This window comes from Streptosporangium sp. NBC_01810 (assembly GCF_035917355.1).
Classification (GTDB): Bacteria; Actinomycetota; Actinomycetes; order Streptosporangiales; family Streptosporangiaceae; genus Streptosporangium.
Genome location: NZ_CP109070.1, coordinates 6,112,076 through 6,128,396, shown reverse-complemented (window position 1 = coordinate 6,128,396; position 16,321 = coordinate 6,112,076). Strand labels below are relative to the sequence as shown.

At 70.3% G+C, this 16,321-nt stretch carries 15 protein-coding genes; 7 read left to right on the top strand and 8 right to left on the bottom strand.

All coding sequences use genetic code 11. From position 1 onward, the window contains the following. Window positions 1–4: 4 nt before the first annotated feature. A complete protein-coding gene (locus tag OIE13_RS27225) occupies window positions 5–1,144 on the bottom strand; it encodes a CaiB/BaiF CoA transferase family protein (RefSeq protein WP_326635262.1) in 1,140 nt (379 codons plus the stop codon). Between the two features lie 135 nt (window positions 1,145–1,279). Here OIE13_RS27225 and OIE13_RS27220 point away from each other — a divergent pair, with 135 nt between their 5' ends. After that, on the top strand, window positions 1,280–2,038 hold the full coding sequence (locus OIE13_RS27220; protein WP_326828895.1) for an SDR family oxidoreductase: 759 nt from the start codon (window positions 1,280–1,282) through the stop codon (window positions 2,036–2,038). Between the two features lie 53 nt (window positions 2,039–2,091). On the opposite strand, the gene OIE13_RS27215 is transcribed toward OIE13_RS27220, so the two are convergent. The 3 genes from OIE13_RS27215 to OIE13_RS27205 all read right to left on the bottom strand — a co-directional run bounded on the left by OIE13_RS27215 (window position 2,092) and on the right by OIE13_RS27205 (window position 5,270). Continuing rightward, window positions 2,092–3,552 (bottom strand): aldehyde dehydrogenase family protein, encoded by a 1,461-nt coding sequence (locus OIE13_RS27215; RefSeq protein WP_326635264.1) that lies wholly within the window; start codon window positions 3,550–3,552, stop codon window positions 2,092–2,094. Window positions 3,553–3,783: 231 nt separating this feature from the next. After that, the gene (locus tag OIE13_RS27210; protein ID WP_326828894.1) at window positions 3,784–4,296 is read right to left on the bottom strand and encodes a DoxX family protein; all 513 of its coding nucleotides are present in this window, start codon (window positions 4,294–4,296) and stop codon (window positions 3,784–3,786) included. Beyond that, entirely contained in the window at window positions 4,293–5,270 is a 978-nt protein-coding gene (locus OIE13_RS27205; RefSeq protein ID WP_326635266.1) for an LLM class flavin-dependent oxidoreductase, read from the bottom strand. Before OIE13_RS27205 ends, OIE13_RS27210 begins: the two co-directional genes overlap by 4 nt. A gap of 148 nt (window positions 5,271–5,418) precedes the next feature. Here OIE13_RS27205 and OIE13_RS27200 point away from each other — a divergent pair, with 148 nt between their 5' ends. Continuing rightward, window positions 5,419–6,315, top strand: a complete 897-nt coding sequence (locus OIE13_RS27200; RefSeq protein ID WP_326635267.1) for a TIGR03620 family F420-dependent LLM class oxidoreductase — start codon at window positions 5,419–5,421, stop codon at window positions 6,313–6,315. On the opposite strand, the gene OIE13_RS27195 is transcribed toward OIE13_RS27200, so the two are convergent. Continuing rightward, entirely contained in the window at window positions 6,305–7,069 is a 765-nt protein-coding gene (locus OIE13_RS27195; RefSeq protein WP_326635268.1) for an SDR family NAD(P)-dependent oxidoreductase, read from the bottom strand. The genes OIE13_RS27200 and OIE13_RS27195 overlap by 11 nt on opposite strands. Before the next feature lie 123 nt (window positions 7,070–7,192). On the opposite strand from OIE13_RS27195, the gene OIE13_RS27190 reads away from it, so the two are divergent. The 5 genes from OIE13_RS27190 (at window position 7,193) to OIE13_RS27170 (ending at window position 12,747) form a co-directional block, all read left to right on the top strand. Further along, window positions 7,193–9,526 carry an acyl-CoA dehydrogenase gene (locus OIE13_RS27190; RefSeq protein WP_326635269.1) on the top strand — a complete coding sequence of 778 codons (2,334 nt, stop codon included), beginning with the start codon at window positions 7,193–7,195 and terminating at the stop codon, window positions 9,524–9,526. Then, window positions 9,523–10,263 carry an SDR family oxidoreductase gene (locus OIE13_RS27185; RefSeq protein WP_326828893.1) on the top strand — a complete coding sequence of 247 codons (741 nt, stop codon included), beginning with the start codon at window positions 9,523–9,525 and terminating at the stop codon, window positions 10,261–10,263. The genes OIE13_RS27190 and OIE13_RS27185 overlap by 4 nt, the downstream gene beginning before the upstream one ends. After that, complete coding sequence (locus OIE13_RS27180; RefSeq protein WP_326635271.1) at window positions 10,260–11,018, top strand: SDR family NAD(P)-dependent oxidoreductase; 759 nt, start codon at window positions 10,260–10,262, stop codon at window positions 11,016–11,018. Before OIE13_RS27185 ends, OIE13_RS27180 begins: the two co-directional genes overlap by 4 nt. A gap of 128 nt (window positions 11,019–11,146) precedes the next feature. Next, entirely contained in the window at window positions 11,147–12,298 is a 1,152-nt protein-coding gene (locus tag OIE13_RS27175) for a thiolase family protein (RefSeq protein ID WP_326635272.1), read from the top strand. Beyond that, window positions 12,295–12,747: a MaoC family dehydratase gene (locus OIE13_RS27170; RefSeq protein WP_326635273.1), complete on the top strand. Its 453-nt coding sequence runs from the start codon at window positions 12,295–12,297 to the stop codon at window positions 12,745–12,747. The genes OIE13_RS27175 and OIE13_RS27170 overlap by 4 nt, the downstream gene beginning before the upstream one ends. Window positions 12,748–12,814: 67 nt before the next feature. Here the strand turns inward: OIE13_RS27170 and OIE13_RS27165 are convergent, their stop codons facing one another. Genes OIE13_RS27165 through OIE13_RS27155 form a run of 3 tightly spaced genes read right to left on the bottom strand, consistent with a single transcriptional unit; the run spans window position 12,815 to window position 16,273 of the window. Beyond that, window positions 12,815–13,567: an ABC transporter ATP-binding protein gene (locus OIE13_RS27165; protein WP_326635274.1), complete on the bottom strand. Its 753-nt coding sequence runs from the start codon at window positions 13,565–13,567 to the stop codon at window positions 12,815–12,817. After that, on the bottom strand, window positions 13,560–15,416 hold the full coding sequence (locus tag OIE13_RS27160) for a branched-chain amino acid ABC transporter ATP-binding protein/permease (protein WP_326828892.1): 1,857 nt from the start codon (window positions 15,414–15,416) through the stop codon (window positions 13,560–13,562). Before OIE13_RS27160 ends, OIE13_RS27165 begins: the two co-directional genes overlap by 8 nt. Next, window positions 15,413–16,273 (bottom strand): branched-chain amino acid ABC transporter permease, encoded by an 861-nt coding sequence (locus tag OIE13_RS27155; RefSeq protein WP_326635276.1) that lies wholly within the window; start codon window positions 16,271–16,273, stop codon window positions 15,413–15,415. The genes OIE13_RS27160 and OIE13_RS27155 overlap by 4 nt, the downstream gene beginning before the upstream one ends. Window positions 16,274–16,321: the final 48 nt, after the last annotated feature.

The following is a 16,321-nucleotide window of genomic DNA, read 5'->3' as shown; positions in this document are numbered from 1 at the left end:
CTGGTCAACCGAACGCACCGCTGCCGCGCAGCCCGGTGATCTCCTCGTCGGTCAGGCTGAATCCGCGCAGGAGTTCGTCGACGTCCGCCGTGCTGGTCGGTCCTACGGGCTGCTGGTTCAGGTCCGGGGGATCGGGGACGGCCAGCCGGGGGGCGAGTTGGCGGATCGAGCGGCCTTCGTGCTCCACCTCGATCGTGAGCGCGCGGCTGCGCAGGTGGGGATCGGCGAGGGCTTCGGCGGGCGAGTTGACCGGGGCGACGCAGGCGTGCGGCCCCAGCTCGGTGATCCATTCCGCACGGGTACGGGTGGCGAACACCGCGGCCACCTCAGCGCGGATCTCCTCCTGCGAACCCGGATGGTGCTGATCTGGTATCCGGTGTTCCAGACCAAGCCCCCGGCACAGCGCCGCCCAGAAGTGGGGTTCGATCGCACCGACGCTGAGCCATCGGCCATCGGCCGTCCGGTACACGTCGTAGCAGGCCGAACCACCGGTCAGCAGGCCCGGCCCCGAATGCTCCTCGCCGGCGAGGTGGCCGTCGAGGACGAATTGCATCACCCGAAGCACACTGTCCATCACGGACACGTCCAGCCGGGCGCCTTCGCCGGTCTGCACCCTGCGCAGCAGAGCGCTGAGCAAGGCCACGGCGGTGGAATAGCCGCCGACGGCGTCGGCGACCGTTCCTCCTGGCAGCGCCGGTCCTCCGTCGGCGCGACGCGTCCCCGCATCGAGGAAACCGCCGAGCGCGAGCCAGTTGAGGTCATGGGCGGGCCATTGCGCATAGGGTCCGTGCTGGCCGTAACCGCTCACCGAGCAGTACACGATGGACTCGTTGGTGCGGCGGACGTCTTCGTAGCCGATGCCCAGACGGGCCGCGACGCCGGGCCGGAAGCTCTCCACCATCGCGTCGGCGGTGCCGAGCAGCCGATGGACGAGCGCGCGACCGCTGTCGTGCTTGAGGTCGACGGTCAGCTGCGGGATGCCCCGGTTCGCGCTGTAGGCGTACCACGGCGCCGCCATGACCCGGTTGCCCCGGTCCGGCGGCCGCACCTTGATCACCCGCACACCGTAGTCCGCCAGCAGCCGAGTGCATCGCGGTCCCGGACCCATGCTGGAGAAGTCCAGCAGAACGAGCTTGTCCAACATGCGGCAAGGCTCTCGTCCGACTCGTTATCAAACCCGTTAACGGGGGTGTAATCCGCCAGGCCGTGACTGGTAACGCGGACCGTAATGGAACGCCGCCGATGCTCGCACGATCAGCCGACGAGGTGAGGAGAAGTCATGTCAGGGCCACACGACGGACGAATAGCTGTTGTCACAGGTGCCGGTCGCGGCATCGGTCAGGAGTACGCCGCCGCGTTGGCGTCGGACGGTGCGACTGTGGTCATCGCGGATGTGGACGACCGGCTCGCCGCGGAGACCGTCCAGCTCATCACCGACAAGGGCGGCAAGGCGGTCGCGAGGCACGTCGATGTCGCGGCCAAGGAGTCGACCGCCGAACTCGGTGACTGGGTGCGCAGAGAGTTCGGTGCGGCGCACATCTTGGTGAACAACGCCGCGATCTATCACTCGATGCGCATGGACGCTCAAATGGATGTCGACATCGATTACTGGCGCAAGGTCTTCTCGGTCAACCTCGATGGCGCGCTGCTGATGACGCAGGCGTTGGCGCCGTTGATGATCGAAGCCGGGTGGGGCCGCATCGTCAACCAGACCTCCACCGGGGCGTATGCGGGACTCGGCGGCGCGTACTCTGTCTCGAAGCTGGCCCTCATCGGCCTCTCACAAGGATTCGCCCGGGAACTCGGCAAGCACGGCATCACAGTCAACACGATCGCCCCCGGCCTGATCCACACCGAAGCCACCATGGTGACCGTCTCAGCCGAAGCCCGCGCCGCGATGCTGGCCCAACAGGCGGTGAAGAAGGAGGGTCAGCCCGCCGACCTGGTCGCCGCGCTGCGCTTCTTCTGCAGCGACGAGGCCGGCTGGGTCAGCGGCCAGGTCACCATCGTCGACGGGTTCAAGACCCTGCGCCTCTGAGGCGCGCGGCGCGCCCGCGGTGCCGCGATTTCTCCGGCACCGCGGGCACAGGCTCACTTCGCGACGGGGACCACGCCGACCGGGCGCGCGCTCGGACCGCCCACGTCATGCTGGACGGACAGTTCGGTGAAGCTCTCCATGCCCCAGGCGCCCAGTTCGGCGCCGAGGCCGCTCTGCTTGACACCCGCGATGGGCTGCACCGGCCACAGCACGTTCTTGTGGGTGTTGACCCACGTCGTCCCGGCTTCGATCCGATCGGCGACGACCCGGCCACGCGCCGGATCCGCGCTCCACACCGAGCTACCGAGACCGTATTCCGACGCGTTCACCGTGGCCAGCACCTGTTCGACGTCGCGGTAGGCGACGACCGGCAGGGCGGGGCCGAACTGCTCCTCGTCGACGATCCGGAACCCGTCGGCGACCGAATCGAGGATGGTCGGCCGGTAGAAGTAGCCGGGGCCCTCGATGGGCGCGCCGCCGGCGGCCACCCGCCCGCCGCGTCGAACCGCGTCGGTCACCAGTTCCCCGACGATCGACCGCTGGGCGTCGTAGGTCAGCGGCCCCATCCGGGTGGCCGGGTCATGGCCGTCGCCCACCACGACGGTGTCCGCGATGGCGGCGAGCGCGGCGACGAGTTCATCGCGCAGCGATTCGGGCACGTATACCCGCTTGACCGCCACACAGGTCTGCCCGGCGTTGCCGAACGCACCCCAGAAGAGCGCCTCCGCGACATCGGACACGACGGCATCGTCCAGGACGATGGCCGGGTCGTTGCCGCCCAGTTCCAGCACGGTCCGCTTCAGGTCCCGTGCCGCCGATTCGGCGACGAGCCGCCCGGTGCGGGGAGACCCCGTGAAGGTGATCAGCCGTGGCACCGGGTGGCTCGTCATCCACCGGCCCAGGTCGGTTGCCCCCCCGCTCAGCACGTTGACCACACCTGCGGGCAGCACCGGGCGCAACACCTCACCGAGGCGCAACGTGGCCAGCGGCGTGAACGGGGACGGCTTGAGCACAACCGTGTTCCCGGCCGCCAACGCCGGCGCGATCTTCATCCCGCCGGCGACCAGCAGCGGCGCGTTCCACGGTGTGATCGCCGCGACCACACCCACCGGGCGGCGCCGGACGACGACCCGCGCCTCCGGGCCGTCCTGCAACACCATCGGTTCGAGCCGCACACCGGCGAAGTGCCGCAACGCGGCGACCGTGCCGAGCACCTCCGCCCGCGCCTCGGCGAGCGGCTTGCCCTGTTCACTGGTGACGAGCTCGGTCAGCTCGTCAGCCGCGGCGACGACCGCGTCGGCCGCCGCGTTCAGGGCGGATTCCCGACCGTCCGCGTCGGCGGCCCACCCCGGCAACGCACGGGCGGCCGCCCGGAAGGCGTCGTCGAGCTGGGCCGAGGTGGCATCCGGAGCCACGGCGAGGACCTTGCCGGTCGCCGGGTCCTCGACCGAGAAGGTCGCGCTCCCACGCACTGCGGTCCCATCGATGGTCATGGTCAGCCCGTCGGGTGCCATTTCCTACCTCCCTTTTGGTCGGGCGGTCGAAACCGCCGCATGTGCGCGCCATTGCCACAGGTCTGTGTTTCGGCTGCGAGCGTGACCGGCTGCGGGTTACCGGCCGCGTTACCGCGCGCCCGCCGCCTTCGACCGGCTCGGCCGGGATGTCACGAATGGCCAACGCTACGGATCCGGTGTCCGAGCACCGGATGGGGACCTGCTCGCACGTGTCGCGCTACGCCGCCACCTTCATCCATCCGCGGACGCCGAGGGCCGCCAGCACGCGGCCAGTAGTCCGAGTGCGCCCAAAACCCCGGCCGCGAGCACGCCGAGGGCCGGCCAGCCGCCCGCGAAGTCGATGCCCACCAGGTGGTCGAGCGACCACGCGCCGGGACCGAGCGCGGCGAGCGCGGCCGATGCCACCGCGAGCACCAGCACGTATTCGTATCCGTCCTTGAACACGAAGAATCCGTTCGGCCGGTGGGCCGCGATCCCCGCCACCGTGGCCACCCCCACCGTGGCGGCAGTCCACAGTGGAGTCGCCAGGCCGAGCAGCAGGCCGACCCCGGCGGCCATCTCGAGCAGCCCGCTCGTCCAGGCATGCAGCGCGGGCGGCCGCAGGCCAAGCCCGCCGAACCAGCGCGCCGTGCCGGCCACTCCGCCCGGCCCGAACAGATGGTTGTGGCCGTGCGCGATCATGGTCACGCCGATCACCGCCCGCAACAGGGCCGCCGCGAGATCGATCTCGGTCAACTCGATCACCCGCCCAGAGCCGGCAGGACCTTGTCGATCACCAGGTCGAGCTGCTCGCGCTGGTGCCACGACGCGATCCGCAGGGCTAGGTGCGTAGTGCCCTCCGCGATTACCGCGCGGAGCTGCTCGACGCACTGCTCGGGTGAGCCCGCCGCCGTCATGGCGGCCGCGGCGTCACGGTCGAACATGCCCTCGCCGTAGTACTGGTCGAAGAAGCGCTGTGCCTCGTCGAGGCAGGCCTCGCGATCGGGTCCGATGTTGACGCTGTGGTATGCCGCGACCGGGAACGTGCCCGGGTCCCGGCCCGCGGCCACCAACTGCTCGTCGAGCTGGACCCTGGTGTCGGCGATGTAGCCCGGCCGCACGCGAACCGTCAGCAGGCCGTCGGCCTTCGTGGCCACCCGTTTGATCACCCGCTCGGCGGCCGGGCCTGCCGGGGGGTTCGCGCTGATCCAGATGGGGCAGGGCCGCTGCACCGGGATGGGCTGGATGCGGATGGCGTCGTACTGCGAGAAGCGCCCGTGGAAGGTCACCGCGTCGCCGGTCCACAGCCGGCGGACCAGGTCGATGTTCTCCTCAAGCCGCGCCGCTCGCAGCTTGTCGGGCACTCCGCCGAAATGCGCGCCTTCGAGCTCCGACGCCCCGCCCCGCTTCTGCAGGCCGTTGCACACCGCCAGCAACATCCGGCCGCCCGAGATCTCATCGAGTGAGGCCCACTGGTAGGCGAACAGGGCCGGGTCGCGGATGGGGAAGCTCGCCATGCAGCCGACGGCCAGCCGAATCCGGCTGGTCACCCCGGCGAGCGCTCCGAGGCACGCGATCGAGTCCGCGCGCGCCTTGGAGGTGAGGCTGTCGCCCACCCAGACCGTGTCGAACAGGCCGGACTCCTCGGCCACCGGAGCCATCCTGAGCAGTTCGGGCAGGTCGGCGACGCCAAACAGCGCGCTTCGCTGCGGGATGATCAGGCCGATCGAGTCCACCATGGCGCCTCCTCGCGCTGGGAAAAGCTGAGGCCCACCTTGCCCCCGGGGACGTTATCGACCTCGTTAACCGGCAAGCCCGTAACGTTGCCGGTAATCCGTCGCAAGCACGCTCGCTGATGTGACCACTGAGAAGACATCCGTCGCTCGCTTGACCGCCGATCGCCTCGGCCGGGTCGGCGCCTGGAGTTTCGGCCTCGACGGGCTGCCCGTCGCCGAGGCGATCCGGGTCGCCCGCGCTGTGGAAGACCTCGGTTTCGGATCGCTGTGGATCGCCGAGGGCGCCGCGAGCCGGGAGGCGCTTTCACATGCCGCCGTCCTGCTCGGCGCGACCTCCCGGCTCGTGGTGGGTACCGGGATCGCCAGCATCTGGGCGCGGGATCCCGCCGCGATGGCCGCGGGGTGGCGGACCTTGGCGGACGCGTTCCCTGGCCGGTTCGTACTCGGCATGGGAGTGAGCCACGCCGGCGCGGTCGGGCGCCGGGGCCACGAGTACACCGCCCGGCCACTCACCCGGATGCGCGAGTACCTCGACGCCATGGACTCGGCCACCCTGCACAGCCCGGTGCCCGAGCCCGGACCCACCCGGGTGCTCGCCGCGCTGCGCCCGCGCATGCTCGAGCTCGCCGCGCAGCGAACCGACGGTGTGCACAGCTATTTCGTCCCCGTCGAGCACACCCGCCGCGCCCGCGCGGCGATCGGCCCGGACGCGCTCCTGGTGCCCGAGCAGGCCGTTGTGCTGGAACGCGACCCGGCGACCGCCCGGGCGGTGGCACGGACGCACACCGGGCACTACCTCGCCAGGGAGAACTACCGGGAGAACCTGCGCTCGCTGGGCATGCCCGCGGAGGAACTGGACCACGACGGAAGTGACGGCGTGGTCGACGCGCTGGTCGCCTGGGGCGATGACGACGCCATCCGGGCCCGGATCGAGGAACACCTCGGCGCCGGGGCCGACCACGTGGTGCTTCAGCCGATCGGGGCGGTGCCCGGCGCGGACGCGGCGATCGAGCAGTTCACCCGGCTCGCCGCGATCGTCAAGGCGTGAGTCCGGAGCCCGCCGTCAGCAGTTCGCCGCCGTCGATGGGGATCGTCACCCCGGTGAGGTAGGCCGCGTGGTCTCCCACCAGGAACGCGACGAGATCCGCCACCTCTCGAGGGGTGCCGAGGCGGCCCTGCGGATTGAGCGGCTGATCGCGTTTGCGCGCCCATTGAACGATGGGCCCGACCAGATCGGTCTCGACCTTGCCCGGCGCCACGCCGATGACCCGGACCTGCGAAGAGGCCCATTCGAGAGCGAGCACCCGGGTGAGCATGACCAGAGCGGACTTGCTGACGTTGTAGGCGACCAGCCCGCGCGAAGGATAGTAGGCGGCAGTGCTGGCGTTGTTGACGATCACACCGCCGCGCTCACCCATCAGCCCCTTCGCGCGGCAGGCCAGGTACCAGGGCGCCGACAGATTGACCTCGAGGGTGTGATCCCAGACGTCCTGGTCGGTGCGCTCGGCCCGGGTCGCGGTCGGCAGCACGCCGGCATTGTTGACCAGGATGTCCAGGGAACCGAACTCGTCCTCGACGCGGTCCATCAGCGCGCTCAACGACGATCGGTCCGCCATGTCGGCGGCGATCGCCGCCGCCCGCGCACCAGAGGTCCGCAGTTCCTTCGCGAGTGCGGTGATTGGGCCCTCGCTGCGGGCGACGAGCACCACCTCGGCGCCGTCCTCGGCGAGCCGCCGGGCGATGGCTTCGCCGATTCCCCGGCTCGCCCCGGTAACCAGGGCTCGACGTCCATGTAGCTGCATGCCATCACTGTCGGCACGGCATATTACCGCCCGCGTTATGAGTGGTGGGCGGCGTAACGCCCCCTGGATAGACCGGTGTAGAACGCCCAGGCTCGACAGCCGGACGCGATGAGGAGGTAACAGGTGAGCTTCAGCCCGGACGAGGAAGCCGAGGCCTTGCGCGCGGTGGTCCGCGACTTCCTGGACAAGCAGTCGCCCGAGGACGAGGTTCGCCGCCTCATGGAGACCGGTAGCGGCGTCGATCCCACGGTCTGGCGGAAGGCGGCCGAGGAGCTCGGGCTGCACGGGATCGCGATCCCCGAACGTCACGGTGGCAGCGGGGCGGGCCCGGTCGAACTCGGGGTGGTGTTCGAGGAGATGGGCGCCGCGCTCTACTGCGGCCCGTTCTTCGCCACCGTGGGCCTGGCCGCGACCGCGCTGACCGAGTTCGGCGGGGACGGCGCCGCCGAGTACCTGCCGGGCATCGCCGCGGGCGACACGATCGCGACGCTGGCCTGGCCGGGTACCGGCACCGGCGGCGGTGCGTTGAGGGCCCTGGAAACCGACGGTGGGTGGACGGTGTCGGGGACGGCCGGCATCGTCATCGACGGCGCCGCCGCCGATCTCGTCCTGGCCGCGGCCGACACCGCCGCCGGCGTGGGCCTGTTCGCCGTCGACGGCACGGCGTCGGGCCTGCGGCGCACCCCGCTCACGACGCTGGATTCCACCCGCAAGCTCGCTGAGCTTAAGTTCCACCGCGTCCCCGCCCGCCTGCTCGGCAGGGCGGAAGGCGTGCTCCGCCGCACCGGCGACCTCGCCACCCTGTATCTGGCCGCGGAGCAGCTGGGCGGGGCGGCTCGGGTGCTCTCGACCTCGGTGGACTACGCCGGCACCCGCGTGCAGTTCGGCCGGGCGATCGGCTCGTTCCAGGCCATCAAGCACCGCTGCGCGGACATGCTGATCGACGTGGAGTCCGCGCGTTCGGTGGTCTACCACGGCCTGTGGACCGCGGTGCACGACCCGGTCAACCTGCCGGCCGCCGCGGCGCTGGCCCGCGCGATCGCCTCCGACGCCTACCAGCGCGTCGCGGCGCACAACGTGCAGATCCACGGCGGCATCGGATTCACCTGGGAACACTCGGCGCACCTGTATCTCAAGCGGGCCAAGAGCAGCCAGCTGCTGCTCGGCCCTCCTGCCCGCCACCGTGCCCGGCTCGCCGAACTCGTCGACATCGCCGGCACCGGAGCGGCTGGCACGAGAGCCGCCGCCCTTGAACCGGCTCTCGAACCCACGCCGCTGGAGGAGGCCGTCTCGGAGTTCCTCCGGACGCACCCGGTTCCCGATCCGGCCGACCGGGCGGCCGACCGGGCGTTCCGCGAAGCCCGGTTCGACTCCGGGCTCGCGGTGGTGAACTTCGCCGCCGGTTTCGGCGGGCGGGGACTCGACCCGTCCCTGCAGCCGGCGGTCGAGGAACGGTTCGCCCGGGCCGGAGCCGCGGACCATAGCGGGCGCAATGTCATCGGGCTCGGCATGGCCATGCCCACGATCCACGCCCACGGCACCGACGAGCAGAAACGACGCCACCTGCGCCCCTGCTTCTCCGGCGAGCACATCTGGTGCCAGCTTTTCTCCGAGCCGGGCGCGGGTTCCGACCTCGCCGCCCTTGCCACCCGGGCCGTGCGCGACGGTGACGACTTCGTGGTCAACGGGCAGAAGATCTGGACCTCGCTCGGGCACGTCTCCGATTGGGGCATCCTGCTGGCCCGCACCGATCCCGACGTGCCCAAGCACCAGGGGCTGACCTACTTCCTGCTGGACATGCGCTCACCCGGTGTCGAGGTCCGCCCGCTGCGCCAGCTGACCGGCGAGGCCGAGTTCAACGAGGTCTACCTGACCGACGTGCGGATCCCCGTGGCGAACGTGCTCGGTGAGGTCGGGCAGGGCTGGCGGGTCGCGATGACGACCCTCGCGAACGAGCGGGTGTCGCTCGGCGGCCGTACGGCCGAGCGCGGCGCCGGCCCGATCGCCCAGGCCGTCGAGATCTACCGCACCGCGCTGGCCGAGGGGCGCGTCGACGCCGCGACCACCGAGCGGCTCATGCTGCTGTGGACCCGGGCCGAGGCCGCCCGGCTCACCAACGCCCGGGCCGCGGCGCAGATCGGCCGCGAGCCGGGGCCGGAGGGGTCGATCGCCAAGCTGCAGATGGCCGAGCTGAACAAAGCGATCTACGAGCTGTGCGTCGACCTGTCCGGGGACGCCGGCCTGCTGATCGACGACTACACCGAGACCACGCCCGACACCACCGCCGTGCACGGCGGTTCCGATGTGCGCAAGGCCTATCTGCGTTCGCTGGCCAACTCGATCGAGGGCGGCACCTCGGAGGTGCTGCGCACCATTCTCGGGGAGAGGGTGCTGGGCCTGCCCGGCGAACCCCGGATCGATCGCGACATCCCCTGGAAGGACACCCGACGCTCGTGACCATCTCCTTCGACTTCACCGGCCGTACCGTGATCGTCACCGGCGCGGCCCAGGGCATCGGGCGGGGCATCGCCGCCCTGTTCGCGGATGCCGGCGCGCGCGTCGCGCCGTTCGACCTCGACCCCGCCGCGCTCAAGGTGGCCTGGGGCGAGCGCGGTGACACCATCGCTCCGGTCGCCGTCGACGTGGCGGACGCGGACGCGGTCGCGGCGGCCGTCGAGGACGTCGCGGGCTGGGGCGGCGGCATCGACATCGCGGTGAACAACGCCGGCATCACCCGCGACGCGGTGGTCTGGAAGCTGTCGTCGGCGCACTGGCAGCAGGTCCTGGACGTGCACCTGGGCGGCACCTTCCACCTCACCCGGGCGGTCGTGGGGCACATGCGCGCGGCCGCCTTCGGCCGGATCATCAACGTCACCTCCTACACCGGCCTGCACGGCAACATCGGCCAGTCCAACTACGCGGCCGCCAAGGCCGGGATCATCGGATTCACCAAGGCCGTCGCCAAGGAGGTCGCCCGGTTCGGCATCACCGTGAACGCGATCTCCCCCAACGCCGCCACCGCGATGGTCGCCGGCGTTCCGGCGGGCAAGCTCGCCGAGCTCACCGCCGCGATCCCGCTCGGGCGCTTCGCCGATCCCGCGGAGATCGCGCCCGCGGTCGGCTTCCTGGCCTCCGAACAGGCGGGATACATCACCGGGACCGTCCTCCCGGTCGACGGCGGGATGTCGATGTGAAGATCACTGATTCCGTCGCCCTGGTCACCGGCGGCGCCTCCGGTCTCGGCCGGGCCACCGCAGAACGCCTGCGGGGCGATGGCGCCCGGGTGGTCATCGCCGACCTGCCCGCCTCCGGCGGTGAGGCGGTCGCGGCGCGGATCGGCGCCGTCTTCGCCCCGGCCGACGTCACCTCCGAGGCCGACACGCGCGCGGCGGTCGCCGCCGCGACCGGGCTCGGCCCGCTGCGTGTCCTGGTGAACTGCGCCGGCGTCCCGGAGTCGCTCAAGGTCCTTGACCGGTCCGGGCAGGCCTCCGACCTCGAGCGGTTCCGCCGAACGGTGTCGGTCAACCTGATCGGCACCTTCAACGTGATCCGGCTCGCCGCCGAGGCCATGATCGGCAACGAACCCGTCGACGGCGACCGCGGCGTCGTGGTCTGCACCTCCTCGGTGGCCGCCTTCGACGGCACCGTGGGCCAGGCCGCCTACAGCGCGTCGAAAGCCGGCGTCGCGGGTATGACGCTGCCAATCGCCCGGGAACTCGCCGAGCACGCGATCCGGGTCGTTTCCATCGCCCCCGGCATGTTCGAGACCCCGCTGTTCCTCGGACTTCCGGAGAAGGCCCAGCGCTCGCTGGCCGCGCAGGTGCCGCACCCCAGCCGGATGGGACGACCGGTCGAGTTCGCCGACTGTGTCTCCTTCATCGTCGGCAACCCCATGATCAACGGCGAGACGCTGCGGCTGGACGGCGCGCTCAGAATGGCACCCCGGTGACGGGTGCCGACCAGCAGCAGGCCGCTCGCGGGTCATGACCGCGGCCGTCCTTCGATCGCATGCCAGGACGCCCGATTCGCCGGTCCCGCCGACCGACGCCATACATCAATCCCCGAGAGGAAACCCTCATGCGTGACGCCGTCATCGTCGAGGCCGTCCGTACGCCCGTCGGTAAACGCAACGGCGGCCTGTCCGGCGTGCACCCGGCCGACCTGTCCGCCACCGTGCTCCGCGCCCTGGCCGACCGCGCGGGGATCGCCCCGGCGCTCGTCGATGACGTGGTGTGGGGCTGTGTGAGCCAGATCGGCGAGCAGACCTTCGACATCGCGCGGACCGCGGTGCTCGGCGCGGGCTGGCCCGAGTCGGTGCCCGGCACGACCGTCGACCGGCAGTGCGGCTCATCCCAGCAGGCGCTGAGCTTCGCCGCGGCCTCGGTGATCGCCGGGCATTACGACCTCGCCGTCGCCGGCGGCGTGGAGTCGATGTCGCGGGTCCCGATGGGTTCGGCCATGAGCGACGGCCAGTCCCCGCTGGGGCTGGGCTACGTCGCCCGCTACGGGGCGGACTTCCCGAACCAGGGGCTGGGCGCGGAGGAGATCGCCCGGCGTTGGTCGATCACGCGGGAAGCCGTGGACACGTACGCGCTGCAGTCCCACGAACGTGCCGCCGCCGCAGCCGACGGCGGGCTGTTCGCCGGCCAGATCATTCCGGTCACGACTCCTGACGGCACGGTGGTCGACGCCGACGAGGGGATCCGCCGCGGGGGCACGCTCGAGACGCTCGGCGGGATCAAACCGGCGTTCCGGCCCGACGGCGTAGTGACCGCAGGAAACAGCTCGCAGATCAGCGACGGCGCGGCAGCGCTGCTGGTCACGACCTCGCAGCGGGCGCGTGAACTCGGGCTGACCCCGATCGTGCGGGTGCACACCGCCGTCGTGGTCGGGTCGGAACCGGGAATCATGCTGACGGGGCCGATCCCGGCCACGCACAAGGCGTTGCGGCGCAGCGGTCTCGCGCTGGCCGATATCGGCGCGTTCGAGGTCAACGAGGCGTTCGCCACCGTCACGCTGGCCTGGCTCGCCGAGATCGGCGCGGACCAGAAGCTGCTCAACCCCAACGGCGGCGCGATCGCGCTGGGGCACCCGCTGGGCGGGTCGGGCGCCCGGCTGGCCACCACCCTCGTCCACCACATGCGCGACAACGGCATCCGCTACGGCCTGCAGACCATGTGCGAAGGCGGCGGGCAGGCCAACGCGACGATCCTGGAGCTGATCGCGTGACCGTCACGATCAGCTTCGACGAGCTGCGCGGCGCCGCCGGTCGCGACCTCGGGTACAGCGACTGGATGGTCGTCGATCAGTCCCGCATCGACACCTTCGCCGACGCGATCGAGGACCACCAGTGGATCCACCTCGACCCCGTCCGCGCGAAGGACACCCCGTTCGGCCAGACCATCGCCCATGGCTACCTCACGCTGGCCGCGGCCGGCACCCGCCTGGGCGAACTGCTCAAGGTCGACGGCGCGTCGAGCATCATCAACTACGGCCTGGACCGGGTCCGGTTCCCCGCCCCCGTCCTGTCCGGTTCCCGGATCCGCACGCATGCCACGATCACCGAGGTGAGCGAGGTCCCGCGCGGACTCCAGGTCGCGGCCCGCGTCACAGCCGAGGTCGAAGGCGGCGACCGGCCGGTCTGCGTAGCCGACGTTCACATCCGCTACCTGCGCTGACGCGAGCGGGGGACGCCGATTGCCCGGGTCGGGCAATCGGCGATGGTGTGTGCGTGGCCCGAGACGGTCATTCGGTCAGGGCCGGCTCCGAGCCGGTCTCTGGACGCCTGTGTCCCATGTACGCCTCGCGAAGTCCCGAAAGATCTTCGATGTCCTTGGCCGGCGTCGACAGGGTCACGCGGCCGTGATCCAGGAGCACGACATGGTCGGCCACCGGCATCGCCTTGTCCACGAGCTGCTCGACGAGCAGGATCCCGATCCCTTCGCTCTTGAGCCGATCGACGATGTGCAGGACCTCCTTGACGATCGAGGGCGCCAGTCCTGCCGACGGCTCGTCGAGCATCAGCACGGTCGGGGAGGGCATCAGCGCCTGTGCGATGGCCAGCATCTGCTGCTGCCCTCCGCTGAGGGAGCCCGCCAGGGCCTTCCGCTTGTCCGCGAGGATCGGGAACCGGGAGTACGCCTCCTCCATCGCTTGTCTGCGGTCGTTCTTGTTCATGGAGTACCCGCCGAGCACGAGGTTCTGCTCGACGGTCCGCCGCTTGAAGACGCGTTTGTTCTCCTGCACGAGGGCCAGACCAGCCCGGGTCCGGCGATGAGCGGGCATCGAGGTCAGGTCCTCGCCTTGGAAGCGCACCCCTCCCGATGAGGGCCGGATGACACCCGACGCGGTGAGGAGGGCGGTCGACTTGCCGGCGCCGTTCCTCCCGAGAAGGAGCGTGCAGGCGCCGGCCCACACCGACAGCGAGACGTCCCACAGGACCCTGATGTCCCCATAGCCGGCGGTGATCCCCTTCAGGTCCAGCGCGGGCTCAGTCATGATGACCTCCCATTTCGAGAGCAACGGTGGCCGCCGCATCAGTCGGTTCGAGCACGGCTTCGACGTCGTCGCCCAGGTAGCTGCGAACCACGACCGGATTCTGCTGGATCTGGTCGGGAGTGCCCGAGGCGATCAGGCGACCGAACTCCAGCACGTGCACGACATCGGACACCTCGCAGATCAGCCCGAAGTTGTGCTCGACCAGCAGGACCGTCGTGCCGAGGTCGGCGACCCGGCGGATCAGGCGGCCAAGGTCCTCGACCTCTCCCTCGTCCAGACCTGAGGCCGGCTCGTCCAGGAGCAGTACGGCCGGCTCGGCCACCAGGGCGCGGGCGACTTCGACCATGCGACGGCTCCCCAGGGGCAACGACGCCGCGGCGACGTGCTGCAGGTGCTCGATGCCCAGCATCCGCAGGACGTTCAACGACTTCTCATGGTCGAGCGCCCGCTGCCGTCGGTACGGCGGGAGTCTGAGGACCGCGGCCGCTATGCCCGCGTAGTGGCCGGCGTACCGCGCTGTGGCCAGCACTTCGAGCGTGGTGAGCGACCGGGGGATCACGGGTGTCTGGAAGGTGCGAGCCACGCCGCGACGGGCGACGTGGTGAGGCGCCTGGGCGCCGATCACCTTGCCGGCCAGCGAGACTGTGCCGTGGTCGGCGCGGTAGAAGCCGGAGACGATGTTCAAGATCGTGGTCTTCCCCGATCCGTTGCCGCCGATCAGACCGGTGACCTGTCCCGGCAACGCGGCGAGGGACACCCCGGACACGGCCTTGACCCCACCGAATTCCTTCACGACGCCCTCGACCTCCAGCGCCTTGCCCTGGATGGGGTCGATGGTCGCTTCGGCGGCGGCTGTTCGGCGGGTCGGCTCCGGGTCGGTGAGGCGGGACTTCGCGAAGCCGAGGACCTGCCGCGCGAGCCCAGCGGCTCCGCCGGGGAGGAACACCCCGCCGAGCAGCAGGAACGCGCCGTACGCCACCAGCGCGTACTGGGCGAACCCGGCCGTCTGCATCGGGCCGATCTGCAGCAGGAAGGCGCCGATGAACGCACCGTAGATGCTGGCCGACCCGCCAAGGACACTGGCCGCGATGAAGGCGATGGAGAGCTGGAAGGTGAAGGACTCGGGCGCGAGGTAGAGATCCACGTGGGCGAACAGCACGCCCGCGAGCCCCGCAGGTACGGCGCCGAGCACGTAGGCGGTCATCTTGGTCCGGTAGACGTTGATACCGAGCGACGAGGCCAGGACGGTGCTCTGGCGCAGCACCTGAAGGGCTCCGCCGTGACGTGACTTGACGATGTTTCGCATGACCGCGAGCCACAAGATCATCACCGCGATCACGACCATGTAGAAGGCGTCCGGTTCCAACGGGACTCCGAACAGGGTGGCCGGAGGGATGCCGGCCAGGCCCGAGTAGCCGCCGGTGTACTCCCTGAAGAGGCTGACGGCGTCCGGAATCATGATCACCAGGAAGAACGACGACATGGCCAGTCCCCAGCCGGCCAGCCGAGCTCCAGGTATGCCCGACACGAAACCGAGCACAGCGGCGACGACCACACCCGCGAGCAGTTCCAGCGCCAGGTCCCACCCTCGGATCGCCATGATGCCGCTGGTGTAGGCGGCAGCGGCGTAGATCGCGACCTGACCGAGTGAGAGCTCTCCGGCGTAGCCGAAGCTCAGGTTCAGACCGCTCACGACCAACGTGAAGATCGCGATCAGCATGAACTGGCGCGTCCATGACTGGTTCATCCCCAGCAGCGGGCCGAACAACAGCAGCACGCCCAGACCGAGCGGGATGAGCCACAGTGGTAGCCGCTCGGCGGTCTGGAACGAGGACTTCAGCACACTCATACCACTCGCTCCGATCGCATCCCGAACAGCCCCTGGGGCCGCAGCAGCAGCACGCCCATCAGCAGGACGAACAGGGACAGGTTGGCGTACGACGCGCCCAGGTACCGGGCGCTCAGGGACTCCGTCACACCCACGGCGAGCGCGCCGACCAGGACGCCCAGGTTGCTGCCGTATCCGCCGATGGTCAAGACAACGAAGGCGTGCATGACGAGCAGCGCTCCGAGGTTGAAGATGGCGTAGGTCTGCGGGCCGACGACGGGGCCCAGCGCCCCGAGCAGCCCTCCGCCCATGGCGAAGGCGACGGTGGACAGGAGCTTGACGTTGATGCCGCGCAGCGTCGCGGCCTCCCTGTCCTCTGCCGTCGCGAGGTTCGCCAGACCGGCGAGGGTGGCTCGCAGCCAGACGTGGAAGCCGATGGCGGTCGCGACGGCGAGCGCCACGATCACGAACTCGTTGATCGAGGCCCGGCCACCGATGAAGTCGATGACGGTGCGAGAGCCGAACCCTTCCAGTTCCAGTGGGTCCGGACCCCAGATCAGCAGGATGACGCTGACCATGACCACCGACCAGCCGAGCGTCGTGACCAGCTCACCGTGGCCACCGGCGCGCAGCGGCCGGATGGCTATCCGTTCCTCAAGTATTCCGATGACCGCACCGACCGCGAGGCCGATGGGGATCGCCATCACCACGGGCCAGTTGAGGGTCGAGGTGGTCAGGTACGATACGAACGCGCCCGCCACCAGGAACTCAGGCTGGGCGAAGTTCAGCGTCCCCGACGCGACGTAGACGATGTTGAACCCGATCGCCACCAAGGCCAGGACCGCCCCGGTCGAGATACCATGCCAAATGGTCAACATGTCGCCCACCTCGTTGCGAGCGGGCCTAGGACAGAAATGTGGGGCATG

Coding starts and splice junctions, on each gene's coding strand:
- OIE13_RS27225 (WP_326635262.1), bottom strand. CDS start 1,144: ATGTTGGACAAGCTCGTTCTGCTGGACTTCTCCAGCATGGGTCCGGGA.
- OIE13_RS27220 (WP_326828895.1), top strand. CDS start 1,280: ATGTCAGGGCCACACGACGGACGAATAGCTGTTGTCACAGGTGCCGGT.
- OIE13_RS27215 (WP_326635264.1), bottom strand. CDS start 3,552: ATGGCACCCGACGGGCTGACCATGACCATCGATGGGACCGCAGTGCGT.
- OIE13_RS27205 (WP_326635266.1), bottom strand. CDS start 5,270: ATGGTGGACTCGATCGGCCTGATCATCCCGCAGCGAAGCGCGCTGTTT.
- OIE13_RS27195 (WP_326635268.1), bottom strand. CDS start 7,069: ATGCAGCTACATGGACGTCGAGCCCTGGTTACCGGGGCGAGCCGGGGA.
- OIE13_RS27175 (WP_326635272.1), top strand. CDS start 11,147: ATGCGTGACGCCGTCATCGTCGAGGCCGTCCGTACGCCCGTCGGTAAA.
- OIE13_RS27165 (WP_326635274.1), bottom strand. CDS start 13,567: ATGACTGAGCCCGCGCTGGACCTGAAGGGGATCACCGCCGGCTATGGG.
- OIE13_RS27160 (WP_326828892.1), bottom strand. CDS start 15,416: ATGAGTGTGCTGAAGTCCTCGTTCCAGACCGCCGAGCGGCTACCACTG.
- OIE13_RS27155 (WP_326635276.1), bottom strand. CDS start 16,273: ATGTTGACCATTTGGCATGGTATCTCGACCGGGGCGGTCCTGGCCTTG.